Annotated in this window: 17 protein-coding genes; 5 read left to right on the top strand and 12 right to left on the bottom strand. The window is 72.9% G+C overall.

Annotated features, from left to right (window positions below; translation table 11 throughout):
- Positions 1-143 precede the first annotated feature (143 nt).
- Entirely contained in the window at positions 144-1535 is a 1392-nt protein-coding gene (locus NE235_RS20755; protein ID WP_252805448.1) for a glycoside hydrolase family 15 protein, read from the top strand.
- A gap of 33 nt (positions 1536-1568) precedes the next feature.
- Here NE235_RS20755 and NE235_RS20750 read toward each other — a convergent pair whose 3' ends face one another.
- The 8 genes from NE235_RS20750 to dhaK all read right to left on the bottom strand — a co-directional run bounded on the left by NE235_RS20750 (position 1569) and on the right by dhaK (position 9542).
- Positions 1569-1970 (bottom strand): cobalamin B12-binding domain-containing protein, encoded by a 402-nt coding sequence (locus tag NE235_RS20750; RefSeq protein WP_252805446.1) that lies wholly within the window; start codon positions 1968-1970, stop codon positions 1569-1571.
- 131 nt (positions 1971-2101) lie between these two features.
- The gene (locus tag NE235_RS20745) at positions 2102-3565 is read right to left on the bottom strand and encodes a right-handed parallel beta-helix repeat-containing protein (RefSeq protein WP_252805444.1); all 1464 of its coding nucleotides are present in this window, start codon (positions 3563-3565) and stop codon (positions 2102-2104) included.
- Between the two features lie 127 nt (positions 3566-3692).
- Positions 3693-6095: a UvrD-helicase domain-containing protein gene (locus tag NE235_RS20740; RefSeq protein WP_252805441.1), complete on the bottom strand. Its 2403-nt coding sequence runs from the start codon at positions 6093-6095 to the stop codon at positions 3693-3695.
- A 161-nt stretch (positions 6096-6256) separates the two neighbouring features.
- Positions 6257-6676, bottom strand: a complete 420-nt coding sequence (dhaM, locus tag NE235_RS20735; protein WP_252805439.1) for a dihydroxyacetone kinase phosphoryl donor subunit DhaM — start codon at positions 6674-6676, stop codon at positions 6257-6259.
- Positions 6561-7223, bottom strand: coding sequence for a MerR family transcriptional regulator (locus NE235_RS20730; protein ID WP_252805437.1), 663 nt, complete (start codon positions 7221-7223; stop codon positions 6561-6563). The genes dhaM and NE235_RS20730 overlap by 116 nt, the downstream gene beginning before the upstream one ends.
- A gap of 46 nt (positions 7224-7269) precedes the next feature.
- Positions 7270-7893 carry a MerR family transcriptional regulator gene (locus NE235_RS20725; RefSeq protein ID WP_252805435.1) on the bottom strand — a complete coding sequence of 208 codons (624 nt, stop codon included), beginning with the start codon at positions 7891-7893 and terminating at the stop codon, positions 7270-7272.
- Positions 7894-7938: 45 nt separating this feature from the next.
- On the bottom strand, positions 7939-8547 hold the full coding sequence (gene dhaL, locus NE235_RS20720; protein WP_252805434.1) for a dihydroxyacetone kinase subunit DhaL: 609 nt from the start codon (positions 8545-8547) through the stop codon (positions 7939-7941).
- The gene (gene dhaK / locus NE235_RS20715; RefSeq protein WP_252805431.1) at positions 8547-9542 is read right to left on the bottom strand and encodes a dihydroxyacetone kinase subunit DhaK; all 996 of its coding nucleotides are present in this window, start codon (positions 9540-9542) and stop codon (positions 8547-8549) included. Before dhaK ends, dhaL begins: the two co-directional genes overlap by 1 nt.
- Before the next feature lie 79 nt (positions 9543-9621).
- On the opposite strand from dhaK, the gene NE235_RS20710 reads away from it, so the two are divergent.
- The 3 genes from NE235_RS20710 to NE235_RS20700 are packed head-to-tail and all read left to right on the top strand — an operon-like array spanning position 9622 to position 11766.
- Complete coding sequence (locus NE235_RS20710) at positions 9622-10341, top strand: PIG-L deacetylase family protein (protein ID WP_289848980.1); 720 nt, start codon at positions 9622-9624, stop codon at positions 10339-10341.
- A 37-nt stretch (positions 10342-10378) separates the two neighbouring features.
- The gene (locus NE235_RS20705) at positions 10379-11320 is read left to right on the top strand and encodes a nucleoside hydrolase (RefSeq protein WP_252805427.1); all 942 of its coding nucleotides are present in this window, start codon (positions 10379-10381) and stop codon (positions 11318-11320) included.
- A complete protein-coding gene (locus NE235_RS20700; protein ID WP_252805425.1) occupies positions 11317-11766 on the top strand; it encodes a GNAT family N-acetyltransferase in 450 nt (149 codons plus the stop codon). Before NE235_RS20705 ends, NE235_RS20700 begins: the two co-directional genes overlap by 4 nt.
- Positions 11767-11776: 10 nt before the next feature.
- Here the strand turns inward: NE235_RS20700 and NE235_RS20695 are convergent, their stop codons facing one another.
- Together NE235_RS20695 and NE235_RS20690 are read right to left on the bottom strand one after the other, a co-directional pair.
- Positions 11777-12169, bottom strand: coding sequence for a type II toxin-antitoxin system VapC family toxin (locus NE235_RS20695; RefSeq protein WP_252805422.1), 393 nt, complete (start codon positions 12167-12169; stop codon positions 11777-11779).
- Complete coding sequence (locus NE235_RS20690) at positions 12166-12450, bottom strand: type II toxin-antitoxin system Phd/YefM family antitoxin (protein WP_252805420.1); 285 nt, start codon at positions 12448-12450, stop codon at positions 12166-12168. The genes NE235_RS20695 and NE235_RS20690 overlap by 4 nt, the downstream gene beginning before the upstream one ends.
- Before the next feature lie 155 nt (positions 12451-12605).
- Here NE235_RS20690 and NE235_RS20685 point away from each other — a divergent pair, with 155 nt between their 5' ends.
- A complete protein-coding gene (locus NE235_RS20685; protein WP_252805418.1) occupies positions 12606-13100 on the top strand; it encodes a beta-class carbonic anhydrase in 495 nt (164 codons plus the stop codon).
- Here the strand turns inward: NE235_RS20685 and NE235_RS20680 are convergent.
- Positions 13097-13768, bottom strand: coding sequence for a LuxR C-terminal-related transcriptional regulator (locus NE235_RS20680; protein WP_252805416.1), 672 nt, complete (start codon positions 13766-13768; stop codon positions 13097-13099). The genes NE235_RS20685 and NE235_RS20680 overlap by 4 nt on opposite strands.
- The gene (locus NE235_RS20675) at positions 13765-14931 is read right to left on the bottom strand and encodes an ATP-binding protein (protein ID WP_252805414.1); all 1167 of its coding nucleotides are present in this window, start codon (positions 14929-14931) and stop codon (positions 13765-13767) included. The genes NE235_RS20680 and NE235_RS20675 overlap by 4 nt, the downstream gene beginning before the upstream one ends.
- Positions 14932-14984: the final 53 nt, after the last annotated feature.

Here is a 14984-nt window from a genome sequence, read left to right as displayed (position 1 = left end):
GGGTCCGCACCGGAGCGCGTCGCGGGAACGGCGGCCGGGTAAGCAGCCGATGTCGTCAAAGTGGCCTGCGCGATTTGATGTACTGGAACGTCATCGACGGCGGGACCCGAGGTCGGGCACGGAACGGGACGGGAGGTGCGCCGGTGACACGGAAGACGGCACGAAGCATTCGCCGCGTCGCCCTGCTCCTCCTCGTGGCGTCGCTCAGCGCGACCTGTGCCGCCGCCCTGCCGCGGTCCGGCGACACCCCGTGGCGCAGTCCCGGGCTGCTCGGCAACGGCGGCTGGCCGTTCGCGCGGGTGCCCGTCACCCCGGAGCAGGCGGCCGGCGCGTCGTACGCCCCGGGAAGCGCGGTCCTGCTGCTCCCCGACGGCCGGGCGCAGCTCATCCCGTTCGGCGGGACCGAGCCGGTGACCGTGAGCCGCGACGACCCGCGGGTGACCGACGCGATCCGCTCCGACCAGGCGTGGCTGGCCGCGGGCACGATCCCCGGCGCCACGGCCGAACAGCGCGAGGCCGCCGGCCGCGCCCTGCTCGACCTGCGCATGCTGACCCTGCCGAACGGCGCCTCGACCGCGTCCTGGTACGGCGCGTGGGACTACGTGTGGCCGCGCGACGCCGCGTTCACCGTGGCGGCGTTCGCCGCGACCGGGCACGGCGGCGACGCGCAGCGGGTGCTGTACTTCCTCGCCCGCGCCCAGGAGCCGACGGGGCTGTGGGCCGCGCGGTACCGCCCCGACGGCACCGCCGTCGCCGACGGCCGCGAGGTGCAGCTCGACAGCCTCGGCTGGGTGCTGTGGGCGGCCTGGTTCCTGCGCGCGAAGGACCCGCGGGCGGCCGACCTCGACACGCTGTGGCCGATGATCCGCAGGGCCGCCGACCGGTCCGCGAACGCCCTGCGCGGCGACGGCCTGCCACCGCCGTCACCGGACTACTGGGAGCGCAGCCCGGCGCGGGAGCAGGCACCGCGCGTTCCGACGCTCGGCGTCTGCGCGCCCATGCTGGCCGGCCTGCGGTCCGCCGCGGCGCTGGCCGCGGACCGGGGGGACACCGGGGCGGCGCAGCGCTGGAAGCACGCCGCCGACCGGCTGGCGGCGGCCATCGAGCGGCGCTTCGGACCTCACGGCTATCCGCGCTCCCCGATCCCGGGCGGTGCCGTGGACGCCTCGGTCACCTTCCTCGCGCCGCCGTTCGCGGAGCCCACGCCCGGCGTGCTGTCCGCCGTCGCCCGGATCCGGGACCGGCTGCGGCTGCCGGGCGGCGGCGCGGTGCCCGGCGAGAGGTACGGCGCCGGCGCCGCGTGGACGCCGGAGACGGGCCTGTTCGCGCTGGAGGCGGCGGCGATCGGCGACCGGTTCGGGGAGCACGACTGGCTGGACTGGCTCATCGCGCACCGCTCGACGCTCGGGTCGTTCCCGGAGAAGGTCGACGACCACGGCCGTCAGGCCGGGGTCGCCCCGCTCGGCTGGACGTCGGCCCTGGTGGTGCTGGCCCTCAGCGCCGAACGCGCGCCGCTGCCCGTACCACCGGGCTGAGCGCGGCTCCCCCGCCTCCCCCGGAGCCGGGACTCAGTCCTCGCCGCCGACGTTGGCGCGGACCCACTCGACGATCTCCTGGGTGGTCGCCCCGGGCGTGAAGATCCGCGCGACGCCGAGCTTCTCGAGCTCGGGGATGTCGGCGTCCGGGATGATGCCGCCGACGAAGACCGTGATGTCGAGGGCGTCGCGGTCCTTCAGCAGCTCCACGACCTTGGCGCAGAGCGTCATGTGCGCGCCGGACAGGATGGACAGCCCGATGCCGGCGGCGTCCTCCTGCAGCGCCGCATCGACGATCTGCTCGGGGGTCTGGTGCAGCCCCGTGTAGATGACCTCCATGCCGGCGTCGCGCAGCGCGCGGGCGACGACCTTCGCGCCGCGATCATGACCGTCGAGACCGGGCTTGGCGATGACGACGCGGATCGGACCCGCCATTACTGCCTCCTACCGGGAATGCGTGGGCTGCTTCGCACCCTAGTCGTAGCACGCGCGGACGCCGCCGAGCGGTCCGGACCGTCCCGGACCACCCGGACCGTCCCGGGCCGGGCCGTCTCGGACCAGGCCGGTCAGGCCGCGGGCTTCGATGGGGCGGTGAGCCAGGTGCAGCCGGCGGGCCGCGGGCGGCCCGGGGCGTACGCGGCGCAGGCGGTGACGACCGCGGTCTTGGCGGGGTTGCCCTGCCGGGCGTACGGGCCGCCGGAGGACGGGTGGTCGCAGTCGGGCAGCGCCGCCGGGTCGCTGCGCGGCCGGCCCCACGAGGAGGCGTTGTTCTGCCAGCAGTTGCCGTCGCCCTGCTCGTCCCACCAGAAGTCGACGCCGTTCGGCGCCGCCGCGCCGTACGGCGTGACGCCCATCAGGTTGCCGACGTAGCGGTTGCCGTGTGAGGTGTCGCGCTGCTTGGCGGGGTCGGTCTCACCGCGCCGGCTCGCCGGGATCCAGTGCTGGGCGATGCCGTAGCGCCAGTTGTCGTAGACGAAATTACTCGCGTAGGTGTTCTCGTCACCGCCCGCGAGGAGCATGCCGGTGCCGACGGGGACGGCGCGCGCCGGGCAGTGCGTCCCGCAGTCGCGGTAGGGGTCGGCGTTGTTACCGAACACGCGGTTCGCCACGAACATCGCGTGGTTCTGCGGCATGCCGACCGCCTGCACACTGCTGTCGAGCACCGCGCCGGTGGCGTTCCCGGAGAACTCGTTGTCGTGGACGTACACCGAGTCCCCGGCCGTCCCGGAGTAGCCGACCAGGTTCCCGTGGGAGCGGCAGCCGCGGATCTCCACGGACAGCCGGTCGCCGCGCCGGTCGGAGGCGGAGGCCGTGGCGATGCCCGCGTCACCGTTGCCGGCCGCCTCGCAGTCGGCGATCACGCCGTGGTCGGTGCCGTACGCCGCGAGCCCGTCCCGGCCGTCGTCGCGCGCGGTGACGCGGTCGAGGACGAACCCGTCGGTCTCGACGACGGCCACGCCGTCCTCCTTGAAACCCCGGACCGTGACGTTGCGCAGGTAGAAGCCGTCGGCGCGGTCGGCGCGGACGCCGATCGGCTTGTCACCCTCGATGACGACCCCGTCGCCGACGCCCTCGAGCTGCAGGTCGCCCAGGCCGGAGACGCTGATCAGGTTGCGCAGGTGGGGGCAGGCGCGCTCCTGCTCGTACGTCAGGGTGGCCTTGCCGGCGAGCGCGTGGCAGGGCCCGGACGGGGCGGCGAGGCTCGGCCGCTCACGGTAGGTGCCGGGGAGGACGTAGATGGTGGTGCCGCGCTGCCGGACGGCATCGACGGCCGCCTGGACGTCGTGGTAGGCGCACTCGGCCGCGAGTTGCTGCGCCAGGCCGGTGTAGTGACCGCCACGCTCGCAGACCACCAGCCGCTGCGCCGCCGGTGCCGGGCGATAGGCGGGGATGTGGTAGGCGCCGGCCGGCGGCGACACCGGACGGCCCGGGGAGGCCGCGGCGGACGACGCGAAGGCCGATGACGTGATTACGGTCGTGCTCAGCGCGGACACGACCGCGACGAGGAGACGCCGCGCGAACCGCCCCATTTTCCTCCCAACGGGCCGCAGGTGCTCCCAGGTGCATCATGACGGTCCGCGCGTCTCGTGTCGACGCCCGCATCCGGCCATATCGGCCGTGCAACCATTTTCGGCTCCGCCACGTACGCGCGGGAGGCTACAGCTTCTCGATCGGGGCGTAGCGGAGGACGAAGCGCTTGACGCCGTAGTCGCCGCCGAAGTCGACGGTGGCGGCGGCCTTCTCCCCGGCCCCGTCGACCGAGACGACCGTGCCGAGACCGAACGAGTCGTGGACGACCCGGTCCCCGGGGGACAGCGCGGGGACCGCGCGGTTGCCCGGCGAGCGCACGCCCGGCCGCTGGGACAGCGACGCCATCGCCGGGGTGGCCTGCGCGCCCTGGCCGCCGCCCTTCCACTCGACGAGCGTGCCGGGGATCTCCCCGAGGAACCGCGACGGCGGGTTGTACGACGGGGCGCCCCACGAGCTGCGCATCGTCGCGCGGGAGACGTAGAGCCGCTGCCGGGCGCGGGTGATGCCGACATAGGCGAGCCGCCGCTCCTCCTCCAGCTGCTTGACGTCGCCGAGCGAGCGCAGGTGCGGGAAGACCCCGTCCTCCATGCCGGTGAGGAACACGACCGGGAACTCCAGGCCCTTCGCCGTGTGCAGGGTCATCAGCGTGACGACGCCTTCGTGGCCCCGGTCGCTCGGCGGAACGACGCCCGCCTCCCCGCCGGGGATCTGGTCGGCGTCGGCGACCAGGGCCACCTGCTCCAGGAACTCCACGAGCCGGCCCTCCGCGCCGGCGGGCGCCGGCGCCTCCTCCGCGTCGGCCGCACCGGCCGCGTCGTCGGGGCCGGTCGCGTCGGTCGTACCGGCCGCATCGGCCGTGCCGGTCGCGTCGCCCGTGCCGACCGTGCCGACCGCACCGGCCGCGGGCGGGGTCACACCGGCGGCGAGGCGCTCCTCGAACTCGGCCGCCACGGACTCCAGCTCGCGGAGGTTCTCGATGCGGGTCTCGTCCTGCGGGTCGCGGGACGCCTCCAGCTCCGCGAGGTAACCGCTCCGGGTCAGGATCGCCTCGATCAGCTCGGCCGGCGTCGCGGTCTCGACCATCTCCCCCAGCTCGTCGAGCAGCGCGACGAAGTCCTTGATCTGTTTCAGCGAGCGGGTGGCGATGCCCGGCGCCTCCTCGGCGCGGCGCAGCGCCTGCCAGAACGAGATGCGCTCGCGCCCGGCGAGGGCCTCCACGCACGCCTCGGCGCGGTCGCCGATCCCCCGCTTGGGCACGTTGAGGATGCGGCGCAGGCTGACGGTGTCCTCCGGGTTGGCGAGCACCCGGAGGTAGGCCAGCAGGTCGCGGATCTCCTTGCGCTCGTAGAACCGGACGCCGCCGACGACCTTGTACGGCAGGCCCACCCGGATGAAGACCTCTTCGAACACCCGCGACTGGGCGTTGGTGCGGTAGAAGACCGCCACGTCACCGGGCGCGACGTCCTCCTCGTCGCTGAGCCGGTCGATCTCCTGGGCGACGAACGCCGCCTCGTCGTGCTCGTTGTCGGCGACGTACCCGCTGACCTTCGGCCCCTCGCCCTGGTCGGACCACAGGCGCTTGGGCTTGCGGTCGGCGTTGCGCTCGATCACCGCGTTGGCCGCCGACAGGATCGTCTGGGTGGAGCGGTAGTTCTGCTCCAGGAGGATGACGGCCGCGTCGGGGTAGTCGCGCTCGAACTCCAGGATGTTGCGGATCGTCGCGCCGCGGAAGGCGTAGATCGACTGGTCGGCGTCACCGACCACGCACAGTTCGGCGGGCGGGACGGCGTCGTCGCCGGCCTGCCCGACCAGCTCGCGGATCAGGACGTACTGCGCGTGGTTGGTGTCCTGGTACTCGTCGACGAGGATGTGCCGGAACCGGCGCCGGTAGTGCTCGGCCACGTCGGGGAACGCCTGCAGCAGGTTGACCGTCGTCATGATCAGGTCGTCGAAGTCCATCGCGCCGGCCTGCCGCAGCCGCGCCTGGTAGGTCGTGTAGGCCTCCGCGAGGGTCTTCTCCATGTGCGTCGACGCCTGGTCGCGGAAGGTCTCGTAGTCGATCAGCTCGTTCTTGAGGTTGGAGACCTGCGCGGAGAAGCTGCGCGGCGGGTAACGCTTGGCGTCCAGGTCGAGCTCCCGGCAGACGAGCGCCATCAGCCGCTGCGAGTCGGCCTGGTCGTAGATCGAGAAGCTCGACGGGAAGCCGAGCCGCTTCGCCTCCCGGCGCAGGATGCGCACGCACGCGGAGTGGAACGTCATCACCCACATCGCCCGCGAGCGCGGCCCCACGAGCGCGTCGACGCGCTCCTTCATCTCGCCGGCAGCCTTGTTCGTGAACGTGATCGCGAGGATCTCGCCGGGCTGCGCGCCCCGCTCCGCGAGCAGGTAGGCGATCCGGTGGGTGAGGACGCGGGTCTTGCCCGAGCCCGCACCCGCGACGATCAGCAGCGGAGCGCCCTGGTGGGCGACCGCCGCGCGCTGGGCGTCATTGAGGCCGTCGAGGAGAGGGTGGCTTACGAGCGTCGACACTCAATGAAGAGTATTGGAGGTTCACGACATCGCGCGCCGCTCTCCGGTCTTCCGGCGGCCCGTACCGCTCGTCCCGGCCCGGCCCGCTCGCGCCCTCCGGCCTTCCGCAGGCCCTCGCCGCTCGTTCCCTGGGTCCCCCTGCGGCCCGCGCCGGTCGTTCCTCAGGTCTTCCGGAAGCCGTACGCCTCGTTCGCGGCCCGTACGACGGCGGCCACGTCGGCGCCTCCGGCCGAGGCGGAGGCGGCCGCGACGGCACCCTCGACGAACGGCGCGTCGGCCAGGACGACGTTCGTCTCGGGATCGCCGGGGCGGCCGGCGCGGGCGTCCTCGAGCTCCTCCAGGTACGTCCGGGCGGTCAGGACCGAGGAACCGAGATCTGCGATCAGTACGACTCCGGCCCCGCCGTCGGCCTCCCGCACGGCCTGCTCGACCAGGTCGATGCTCGTCCCCAGACCGCCCTCGCCGTCACCTCCGGCGGGCCGTACGGCGACCTCCCCGACACCCATCTGCGCGGCGAGTTCGGCGGCTCCCTCGGCGAGGGAACGGCTGTGCGAGATCAGGACGATTCCCACGGTGCTCATGCACCAGATGGTGCCGCATTCCGGGGCATCTGATGCATCCGACCGCGTCATGCTCGCGACCGGCGGAGCCGGCGGGCCCTCCGGAGCCGGGGGGCCCTGCGGAGCCGGGGGCCGGCCGGGCCGGCACGAGGCCGGCGAGTTCGTCGACCGACGGGCCGGCCCCCTCGCCGCCGGCCGACGCGCCGGTCCCCTCGCCGCCGGCCGACGCGCCGATGACCGCCAGCAGCGCACCGCGCAGCCGCTGCGCCGCCGCGATCCGCTCCTCGGTCTGCTCCAGCTGCCGGCGCAGCAACGTCCGCAGGTCGGTCCCCGCGCCGTCCAGGACCTCCTGGATCTCGGCCAGGGACAGCCCGAACCCCCGCAGCGCGAGGATGCGATGCAGGCGGCGGACCTCGGCCGGCCCGTAACACCGCCGCCCGGCCCCGTCCCGGGCGGGCGACAGCAGACCGAGCCGGTCGTAATGGTGCAGGGCCCGTACCGTCAGCCCGGTCGCCCGGGCCAGCTCCCCCACCGACAGCGTCCGGCTCGCATCCGCGTCTGGCGTCATGTGCGGGACGGTAGATCCTGACGTCGCGTCAGGCGCAAGCCCCCGCTCACGCCTCATCGGCGGCGTCGAGGCCCTCGGGGAGGAGACGCCGTCGGCGGCGGCTCATCTCCTCCAGCTCTTCGGGGCCGAGCCGGGACGCCATCTCGGCGCGCCTCCGCTGCAGCTCCTCGGCCTCCTCCGGGCTCAGCCGGGCCATCGCCTCCTGCCGCCGCCGGTTCATCTGCTCGAATTCCTCGCGCGTGAGCTTACGATCCATGGTCATCATCACCTCGATGAGTTCGACGAGTTCATCGGCCGACGGGCCGGCCCCCTCGTCGTTCCGGGCCGACGCGTCGATGACGGCCAGGAGCGTGCGGCGGAGCCGCTGGGCCGCCGCGATCCGTTCCTCGGTCTGCTCGAGCTGCCGGTGCAGCAGCTCTCGCAGGTCGGTCCCCGCGCCGTCCAGGACGTCCCCGATCTCGGCGAGGGACAGCCCGAACCCGCGCAGGGCGAGGATCCGGTGCAGGCGGCGGACCTCGGCCGGGCCGTACCACCGTCGTCCGGCCCGGTCCCGGGCGGGCGACAGCAGGCCGAGCCGGTCGTAGTGGTGGAGGGTCCGTACGGTCAGCCCGGTGATCCGGGCGAGCTCCCCCACCGACAGCGTCCGGCCGGTGTCCGCGTCTGGCGTCATGTCCGGGACGGTAGGTCCTGACGTCACGTCAGGCGCAAGCTCCGGTCATTCCTCGGCCGCGGCGTCGGCGAGGGCGCGGAACAGCAGGACGGTCGAGGCGGCCCCGGGGTCCAGGTGGCCGACGCTGCGCGGCCCGAGGTAGCTGGCGCGGCCCTTGCGCGCCTGCAGCGGCACGGTCGCCTCCGCGCCCGTCTCCGCCGCGTTCAGGGCGGCTCGCGCGGCGGTGGCCGGTCCGTCACCGGCCGCGGTCTCGTAGGCCGCGACCGCCGGCAGGAGGGCGTCGACCATCGTCTTGTCCCCTTCGACGGCCTTGCCCAGCTCCTGGACGGCGTCGAGCGCGGCGCGCAGGGCGGCGGCCAGCGCGGCGGCGTCCACGTCGGCGGCGTCGCCGAGGGCCTTGCCCGCCCGGCGCAGCGCGCCACCGTACAGCGGGCCGGACGCGCCGCCCGTCTTGGACACGAGGGCCCGGCCGGCGGTCATCAGCACCTTCCCGGGCGGCAGGTCCGGTCCGAGGGCCTCGACGGCCGCCTTCAGGCCGCGGTTCAGGTTGGCGCCGTGGTCGCCGTCCCCGATCGCGGCGTCGAGCCGGGTCAGGCGGTCGGCGTCGGCCGCGACCAGTTCGGCGAAGCGCTCGATCCAGCGGCGGGTGTCCATCAGCGCCCCCAGCGCAGGCCGGGCGTCTCCACCGGGGCGTCCCATAGTTCGGTGAGCCGCGGCGTGAGGCGCAGGACCGAGATCATCACGCCCGCCATCTCCAGGCTCGTGACGTAGTTGCCGACGAGCGAGCGCGCCACCGTGACGCCGTGCCCGCCGAGCCACTCGGCGACGGCGGCGTACGCGACGTACAGCTCCATCAGCGGGGTGCCGCCCATGCCGTTCACCAGGACGAGGACCTCGGACCCGGACAGGGACATGTCCTCGTGGATCGCCGACAGCGCCACGTCGACGATCTCCGGGGCGGGGCGCAGCCTCGTACGCTCGCGGCCGGGCTCGCCGTGGATGCCGATGCCGAGCTCGATCTCGTCGTCGCCCAGCTCGAACGTCGGCCGTCCGGCGGCCGGGACGGTGCAGGCGGTGAGCGCGACCCCGAAGGAGCGGGTCCGCTCGTTGACCTCGCGGGCGACGGCGGCGACGTCCTGCAGCGATCCGCCGGCCTCGGCGAGCGCGCCGGCGGCCTTCTCGGCGAAGAGCGTCGCGCCGGTGCCCCGCCGCCCGGCGGTGTACGTGCTGTCCTGAACGGCCACGTCGTCGTCGATCACGACCGGCACGACCTCGATGTCCTCGTCCTCGGCCAGTTCGGCGGCCATCTGGAAGTTCAGGACATCGCCGGTGTAGTTCTTCACGATGTGGACGACCCCGGCCCCGCCGGACGCCGCGGTGGTCGCGGCGAGGATCTGGTCGGGCACCGGCGAGGTGAACACCTCGCCGGGACAGGCGGCGTCGAGCATGCCGTACCCGACGAAGCCCCCGTGCAGCGGCTCGTGCCCGGAGCCGCCGCCGGAGACCAGCCCGACCTTGCCGGTGCGGGGGGCGTCGGCCCGGACGATGATGCGCTGATCCAGATCCACCCGCAGCGACGGATGGGCGGCCGCCATGCCGCGCAGGGTGTCGAGGACGACGTCGTCGACGTCACCGATCAGTTTCTTCATGGGTCCGGGATACCCCTGCCGACCCCTCTGGCGCCAGAGTTATGGCTGATTGCAGGGTTAAAGGAGCACATTTCCTATGATGACGACCGTGATCGACGACGTTCAGCGCGCACTCGTAGTGATGGCCCACCCCGACGACATCGACTTCTCCTGCGCCGGCACGGTCGCCGCCTGGGTCGACGCCGGCATCGAGGTCTCCTACCTCCTCGTCACCGACGGCGACGCCGGCGGCTTCGACGACGACGTCCCCCGCGAGGAGATGGGCCCGCTGCGCCGGGCCGAGCAGACCGCGGCCGCCAAGTGCGTCGGCGTCACCGACCTGCGCTTCCTCGGCTACGCGGACGGACGCGTCGAGCCGACCCTCGACCTGCGCCGCGACATCGCCCGCGTGATCCGGCAGGTCCGCCCCGACCGGGTCGTCATCCCCAGCCCCGAGCGCAACTACGAGCGCATCTACGCCGGGCACCCGGACCACCGGGCGGTCGGCTCGGCGGCGTTCGACGCCGTCTACCCCGACGCCCGCAACCCGTACGCCTTCCCGGAGCTGCGTGCCGAGGGCCTGGAGGCCTGGACCGCCCGGGAGATCTGGATCACCGGCGGGCCCTCCCTCAACCAGTACGTCGACGTCACCGACGTCTTCGACCGCAAGCTCGCGGCCCTGCGCGCGCACGTCAGCCAGGTCTCACACCGGGACGACCTGGAGCAGATGCTGCGCACCTGGATGGGCGCGAACGCCCGCCGCGGCGGCCTGCCCGAGGGCCGCCTCGCCGAGGTGTTCCAGGTCGTCCCGGCCGAATAGCCCCCGCACCCCCGATCGACGAAGAGAAACGGACGACGTGGCACCGAAGATCCTGCTCGACTGCGACACCGGCATCGACGACGCGATCACCCTCCTGTACCTGGCCCACCTCGCGAAGGCCGGGGAGGTGGAGCTGGTCGCCGTCGGCACCGTGCACGGCAACGTCGCCCCCGAGGCCGGCGCGCTCAACACCCTCCGGGTCCTCGAACGGGCCGGTCTGCCCGGCGTGCCCGTCGCCGTGGGCGCCGTCCGCCCCATGGCCCAGGCCGTGGAGTACGCGTCCGACTGGCACGGCAAGGACGGCCTGGGCGACACGGACCTCCCCGCGCCGGCGGGCCGCCCGATCGAGACGACCGCGCCGGAGCAGATCATCCGGCTGGGCCGAGAACGGCCCGGCGAGCTGACGCTGCTGGCCGTCGGCCCCCTGACCAACCTCGCCATCGCGCTGCTACTGGAGCCGTCGCTGCCGACGATGTTCCGCGAGGTGGTGGTCATGGGCGGGGCGTTCGACCACCAGGGGAACATCACCAGCCACGCCGAGGCCAACATCTGGCACGACCCGGAGGCCGCCGAGCTCGTGTTCAGCGCGGGCTGGCCGGTCACACTGGTGCCCCTCGACGCCACCCACCCGACCGCGGTGGACGGGGCCTGGCTGGACCGGCTTGCGGCGGCGGACTCGGAGATCGCGCGGTTCGCCGCGCGGATCCTGGAGTTCTACACCACCGCCTACACCGCCTCGCTCGGCACCCGCGGCGCGGTGATCCACGACGCGCTGGCCGCGATGCTGGCTGTCGACCCGTCCCTCGGTGAATACGCCGAGCGCCCTGTACGCGTGGAGCTGCGCGGCGAGCGGACCCGCGGCACGACCCTGTGGGACCGCCGCTCGTACGCCGATGAGGGCGACCGCCCGGTCGTGAAGGTCGCCGTCGGCAGCGACGTGGCCGCCTTCCAGGAACGCCTGCTCAGGGCCCTGCTGTGAACGCATCCGTGATCCCCGGCGAACCGCGGGTCGCGTCGTTCGCGGAGCTGGACGCCGGCACGCTCTACGCGCTGCTGCGGCTCCGCGTGGACGTCTTCGTCGTCGAGCAGGACTGCCCGTACCCGGAGCTGGACGGGCGCGACACCGAGCCCGGCACCCGGCACGTCTGGCTGCCGGGCGACTCGGGCGCTCCCGAGGCGTACCTGCGGGTGCTGGAGGATCCGGAGGGCGCGCGGATCGGGCGGGTCGTGACAGCACCGCACGCGCGCGGCGCCGGGCTGGCGGGGCGGCTCATGGAGGCCGCCCTGCGGGTCGCCGGCGACCGTACGGTCCGGCTCGACGCGCAGACGCGGGTCGCGGGCTTCTACGGGAAGTACGGCTTCGTCGCCGACGGCCCGGAGTACGTCGAGGACGGCATCCCCCACGTCCCCATGATCCGCCGCTGACCGCGGATCGTCATTCGAGGCCGGGCGCCGCCGTCGGCAACCCGACGGAGCACGCGATGTCCAGCATGCGTTTGTCGTAGGTGATCAGCGTCTCCAGCGCCTCACCGATGATCTGCGCGCTCGCGACATGGATCGCATCGAGCGTTCTGATCCCGACGGGCAGCAGCGCTGCGGCGTCCCGGACCTCGTCGGTCACCAGGATCTCGACGAAGTCCCGCGTCAGTTCCTCCATGATGTTCGGGAAGTCTCCGACGCGATCGAGGGTTCGGACCGTCTCCACGAATCCGATGGTGCTGGTGCCCATGGGCATCCCAGGCCTGCCCGCCAGGAAGGTCCGCAGGGACTGAGCGTGAGAGCGCCCGGTGATCAGCGTGATCAACGCGGAAGCGTCCAGGTAGATCAACGATCGTCTTCCTCTCGCTCCGCCAGGAGCAGTTCCACCGGCGATACGTCCGCGGGAACGCTGTAGTGGGGAAGCCGATCAAGGTCGTTGGTGGTCGTGGACTTCAGCCTCAGCACGCCCCTCGCCACCAGCGCGGAATATCTTCCCAGCGTGCCGCTGCCCGGCAGGAGGAGGGCGATGACGTTCCCATGGCGGGTGACCTCGATCGTCTCCCCCTGTTCGACACGAGCGAAGATCGCACTGGGGTTGTACGAGAACTCTCTCACCGAGACCGTGCTCATGACGCCGCCCCCTCGTGTACCTACATCGACTTCATTGTACCTACATCCCAACATCGGGTTCGTGAGCCGTCCGGCGGTATCGAGGGGTGGAGGATTCCGGAAACCGGCTTCGTGATGGAATGTAGCGATCCACTTGGAGAGGGGAGCCGTCACGCATGTCCGTCACCGATGAACTGCTGGAGAACGCCCGGCGCTACCGCGAGGGCTTCGACGCCGAAGGCATGTCGGCGGCGCCGACGCGGCACCTGACGGTCGTGGCGTGCATGGACGCCCGCCTCGACACGTTCGGCCTGCTGGGCCTGGAGATCGGCGACGCGCACATCATCCGGAACGCCGGCGGCGTCGTCACCCCGGACGTGATCCGCTCGGTGTCGATCAGCCAGCGGATGCTCGGCACGCGCGAGGTCGTCCTGATCCACCACACCGGCTGCGGCATGCAGGGCATCACCGACGACGGGTTCCGCGAGCAACTGCACGCCGACACCGGTCTCAAGCCGGACTGGGCGGTCGAGTCGTTCACCGACGTCGACGAGGACGTGCGCCAGTCGATCGCGCGGATCATGGCGAACCCGTTCGTCCAGCACAAGGACTCCGTGCGCGGCTTCGTCTTCGACGTGAAGTCCGGCGAGCTGCGCGAGGTCACCCTCTAGACGAGGCGGCGGGCGGCGGCCCAGCGGGACAGCTCGTGCCGGTTGGACAGCTGCAGCTTGCGCAGCACCGACGACACGTGCGTCTCGACGGTCTTGACCGAGATGAACAGCTCCTTGGCGATCTCCTTGTAGGCGTAGCCGCGGGCGATCAGCCGCAGCACCTCGCGCTCGCGCTGGGTGAGCTGGTCCAGCTCGGGGTCGATGGACGGCGCGTCGGTCGCGGCGAACGCGTCCAGCACGAACCCGGCCAGGCGCGGAGAGAAGACCGCGTCGCCCTCGGCGACCCGGCCGATCGCGCTCGTCAGCTCCGGGCCGGAGATCGTCTTGGTGACGTAGCCGCGGGCGCCGCCGCGGATCACGCCGATGACGTCCTCGGCGGCGTCGGACACCGACAGGGCCAGGAAGCGCGTCGGCGCCGCCCGCTCGGCCGCCGCCGCCTCGGCCGGGCCGGTCCGCGCCCCGCCGAGCACCCGGCGCAGCACCTCGACGCCGCCACCGCCGGGCAGGTGGACGTCGAGCAGCACGACGTCGGGCCGCGTCGCCGCGATCACCTCGACGGCCTCGTCGACGTCGCCCGCCTCCCCGACGATCTCCACCGCGTCGCCCAACTCGGCCTTCACGCCGCTGCGGAACATCTGATGGTCGTCGACCAGCACCACTCTCGTCACGAGCGCTTCAACTCCAGTCTCACTTCGGTTCCCTCACCCGGGGCCGTACGGATCTCCGCCCGGCCGCCGTTGCGCTCCATGCGTCCGATGATGGACTCCCGGACGCCCATGCGGTCCGCCGGTACGGCGTCGAGGTCGAATCCCCGGCCCCGATCCCGTACGAAGATCATGACCTCGTCGCCGTCCACCTCGGCGTAGACCGAGACGGAGGGCGTCTCGCCGTTCGCCCCGCCGGCGTACTTCGCGGCGTTGACCATGGCCTCGCGGGCGGCCTGCAGCATCGCGCCGAGCCGCTCGTCGAGCGGGCAGTCGCCGACGCAGACGACCTCGATGGGGACACCGTGATGGTCCTCCACCTCCGCGGAGATCTTGCGGACGGCCGGGGCGAGCGCCTGCTCGGCGTCGGCCTTCGGCTGGTACAGCCAGGCGCGCAGGTCCCGTTCCTGGGCGCGCGCCAGCCGCTGGACCTCCTTCGGGTCGTGCGCGTTCCGCTGGATCAGCGTGAGCGTGTGCAGCACCGAGTCGTGTACGTGTGCGGCCACTTCGGCCCTCTCTTGTGATCGGATCCGTTCCCGGCGCTCGTCGTCCAGGTCGTGCCACATGCGCAGCAGCCAGGGCGCCACGATGACGGCGACCCCGGCGAGGACGATGGCCGAGCCCAGCAGGACCTGCCCGACGTGCTGGATGTTCTGCAGCAGGAACGCGGCGAGCCCCGCGATGACGAGGGCCGCGCCGACGACGCTGCGGATCCACAGGGAACGGGTGTTGCGGACCCAGCGCCGCCGGTGCTCGGGGTCGGCCTGCTGCCAGATGATGCCGACGCCGACACCGCCCGCCACCAGGGGCCACAGCGCCCCGCGTTCGGTGACCGAGGCCAGCGTGAACGCCTCCAGCACGCCCACGACCACTCCGTACGCGAACAGCTGGGTCCAGTCGCGCCGCGGCCGGACGTCCGCCCGCTGCGGGACGAGCAGCCACAGCGCGACGTACGCGATGACGCCCACGCCGGCGCCGACGATCACGGCGAACGCCACCCGGACGATGACGAGGTCGATCCCGAGGTGGTCGGCCAGGCCGCGGCACACGCCGGCGGCGACCCTGCCGTCGGCGCGTCGTTCGAGGCGCGGTGGAACGTCTGCGGCCTCAGCGGGGTTCTCGGGCACATGCCGATCGTCACACGTCTCCGCCACTGATCGCATCGGGGCTGTCCCTGGGC

Source organism: Actinoallomurus spadix (genome assembly GCF_024055725.1).
GTDB classification, from domain to species: domain Bacteria; phylum Actinomycetota; class Actinomycetes; order Streptosporangiales; family Streptosporangiaceae; genus Actinoallomurus; species Actinoallomurus spadix.
Note: the sequence above shows the minus strand (reverse complement) of the source record. Positions and strands in the feature narration are given on the sequence as shown.

Bases quoted from the DNA above. Each gene is read 5' to 3' on its own strand.
- NE235_RS20750 (WP_252805446.1), bottom strand. From the start codon at position 1,970: ATGGCGGGTCCGATCCGCGTCGTCATCGCCAAGCCCGGTCTCGACGGT.
- NE235_RS20745 (WP_252805444.1), bottom strand. From the start codon at position 3,565: ATGGGGCGGTTCGCGCGGCGTCTCCTCGTCGCGGTCGTGTCCGCGCTG.
- dhaM (WP_252805439.1), bottom strand. From the start codon at position 6,676: ATGAGCACCGTGGGAATCGTCCTGATCTCGCACAGCCGTTCCCTCGCC.
- NE235_RS20730 (WP_252805437.1), bottom strand. From the start codon at position 7,223: ATGACGCCAGACGCGGATGCGAGCCGGACGCTGTCGGTGGGGGAGCTG.
- NE235_RS20725 (WP_252805435.1), bottom strand. From the start codon at position 7,893: ATGACGCCAGACGCGGACACCGGCCGGACGCTGTCGGTGGGGGAGCTC.
- dhaL (WP_252805434.1), bottom strand. From the start codon at position 8,547: ATGGACACCCGCCGCTGGATCGAGCGCTTCGCCGAACTGGTCGCGGCC.
- dhaK (WP_252805431.1), bottom strand. From the start codon at position 9,542: ATGAAGAAACTGATCGGTGACGTCGACGACGTCGTCCTCGACACCCTG.
- NE235_RS20710 (WP_289848980.1), top strand. From the start codon at position 9,622: ATGACGACCGTGATCGACGACGTTCAGCGCGCACTCGTAGTGATGGCC.
- NE235_RS20690 (WP_252805420.1), bottom strand. From the start codon at position 12,450: ATGAGCACGGTCTCGGTGAGAGAGTTCTCGTACAACCCCAGTGCGATC.
- NE235_RS20685 (WP_252805418.1), top strand. From the start codon at position 12,606: ATGTCCGTCACCGATGAACTGCTGGAGAACGCCCGGCGCTACCGCGAG.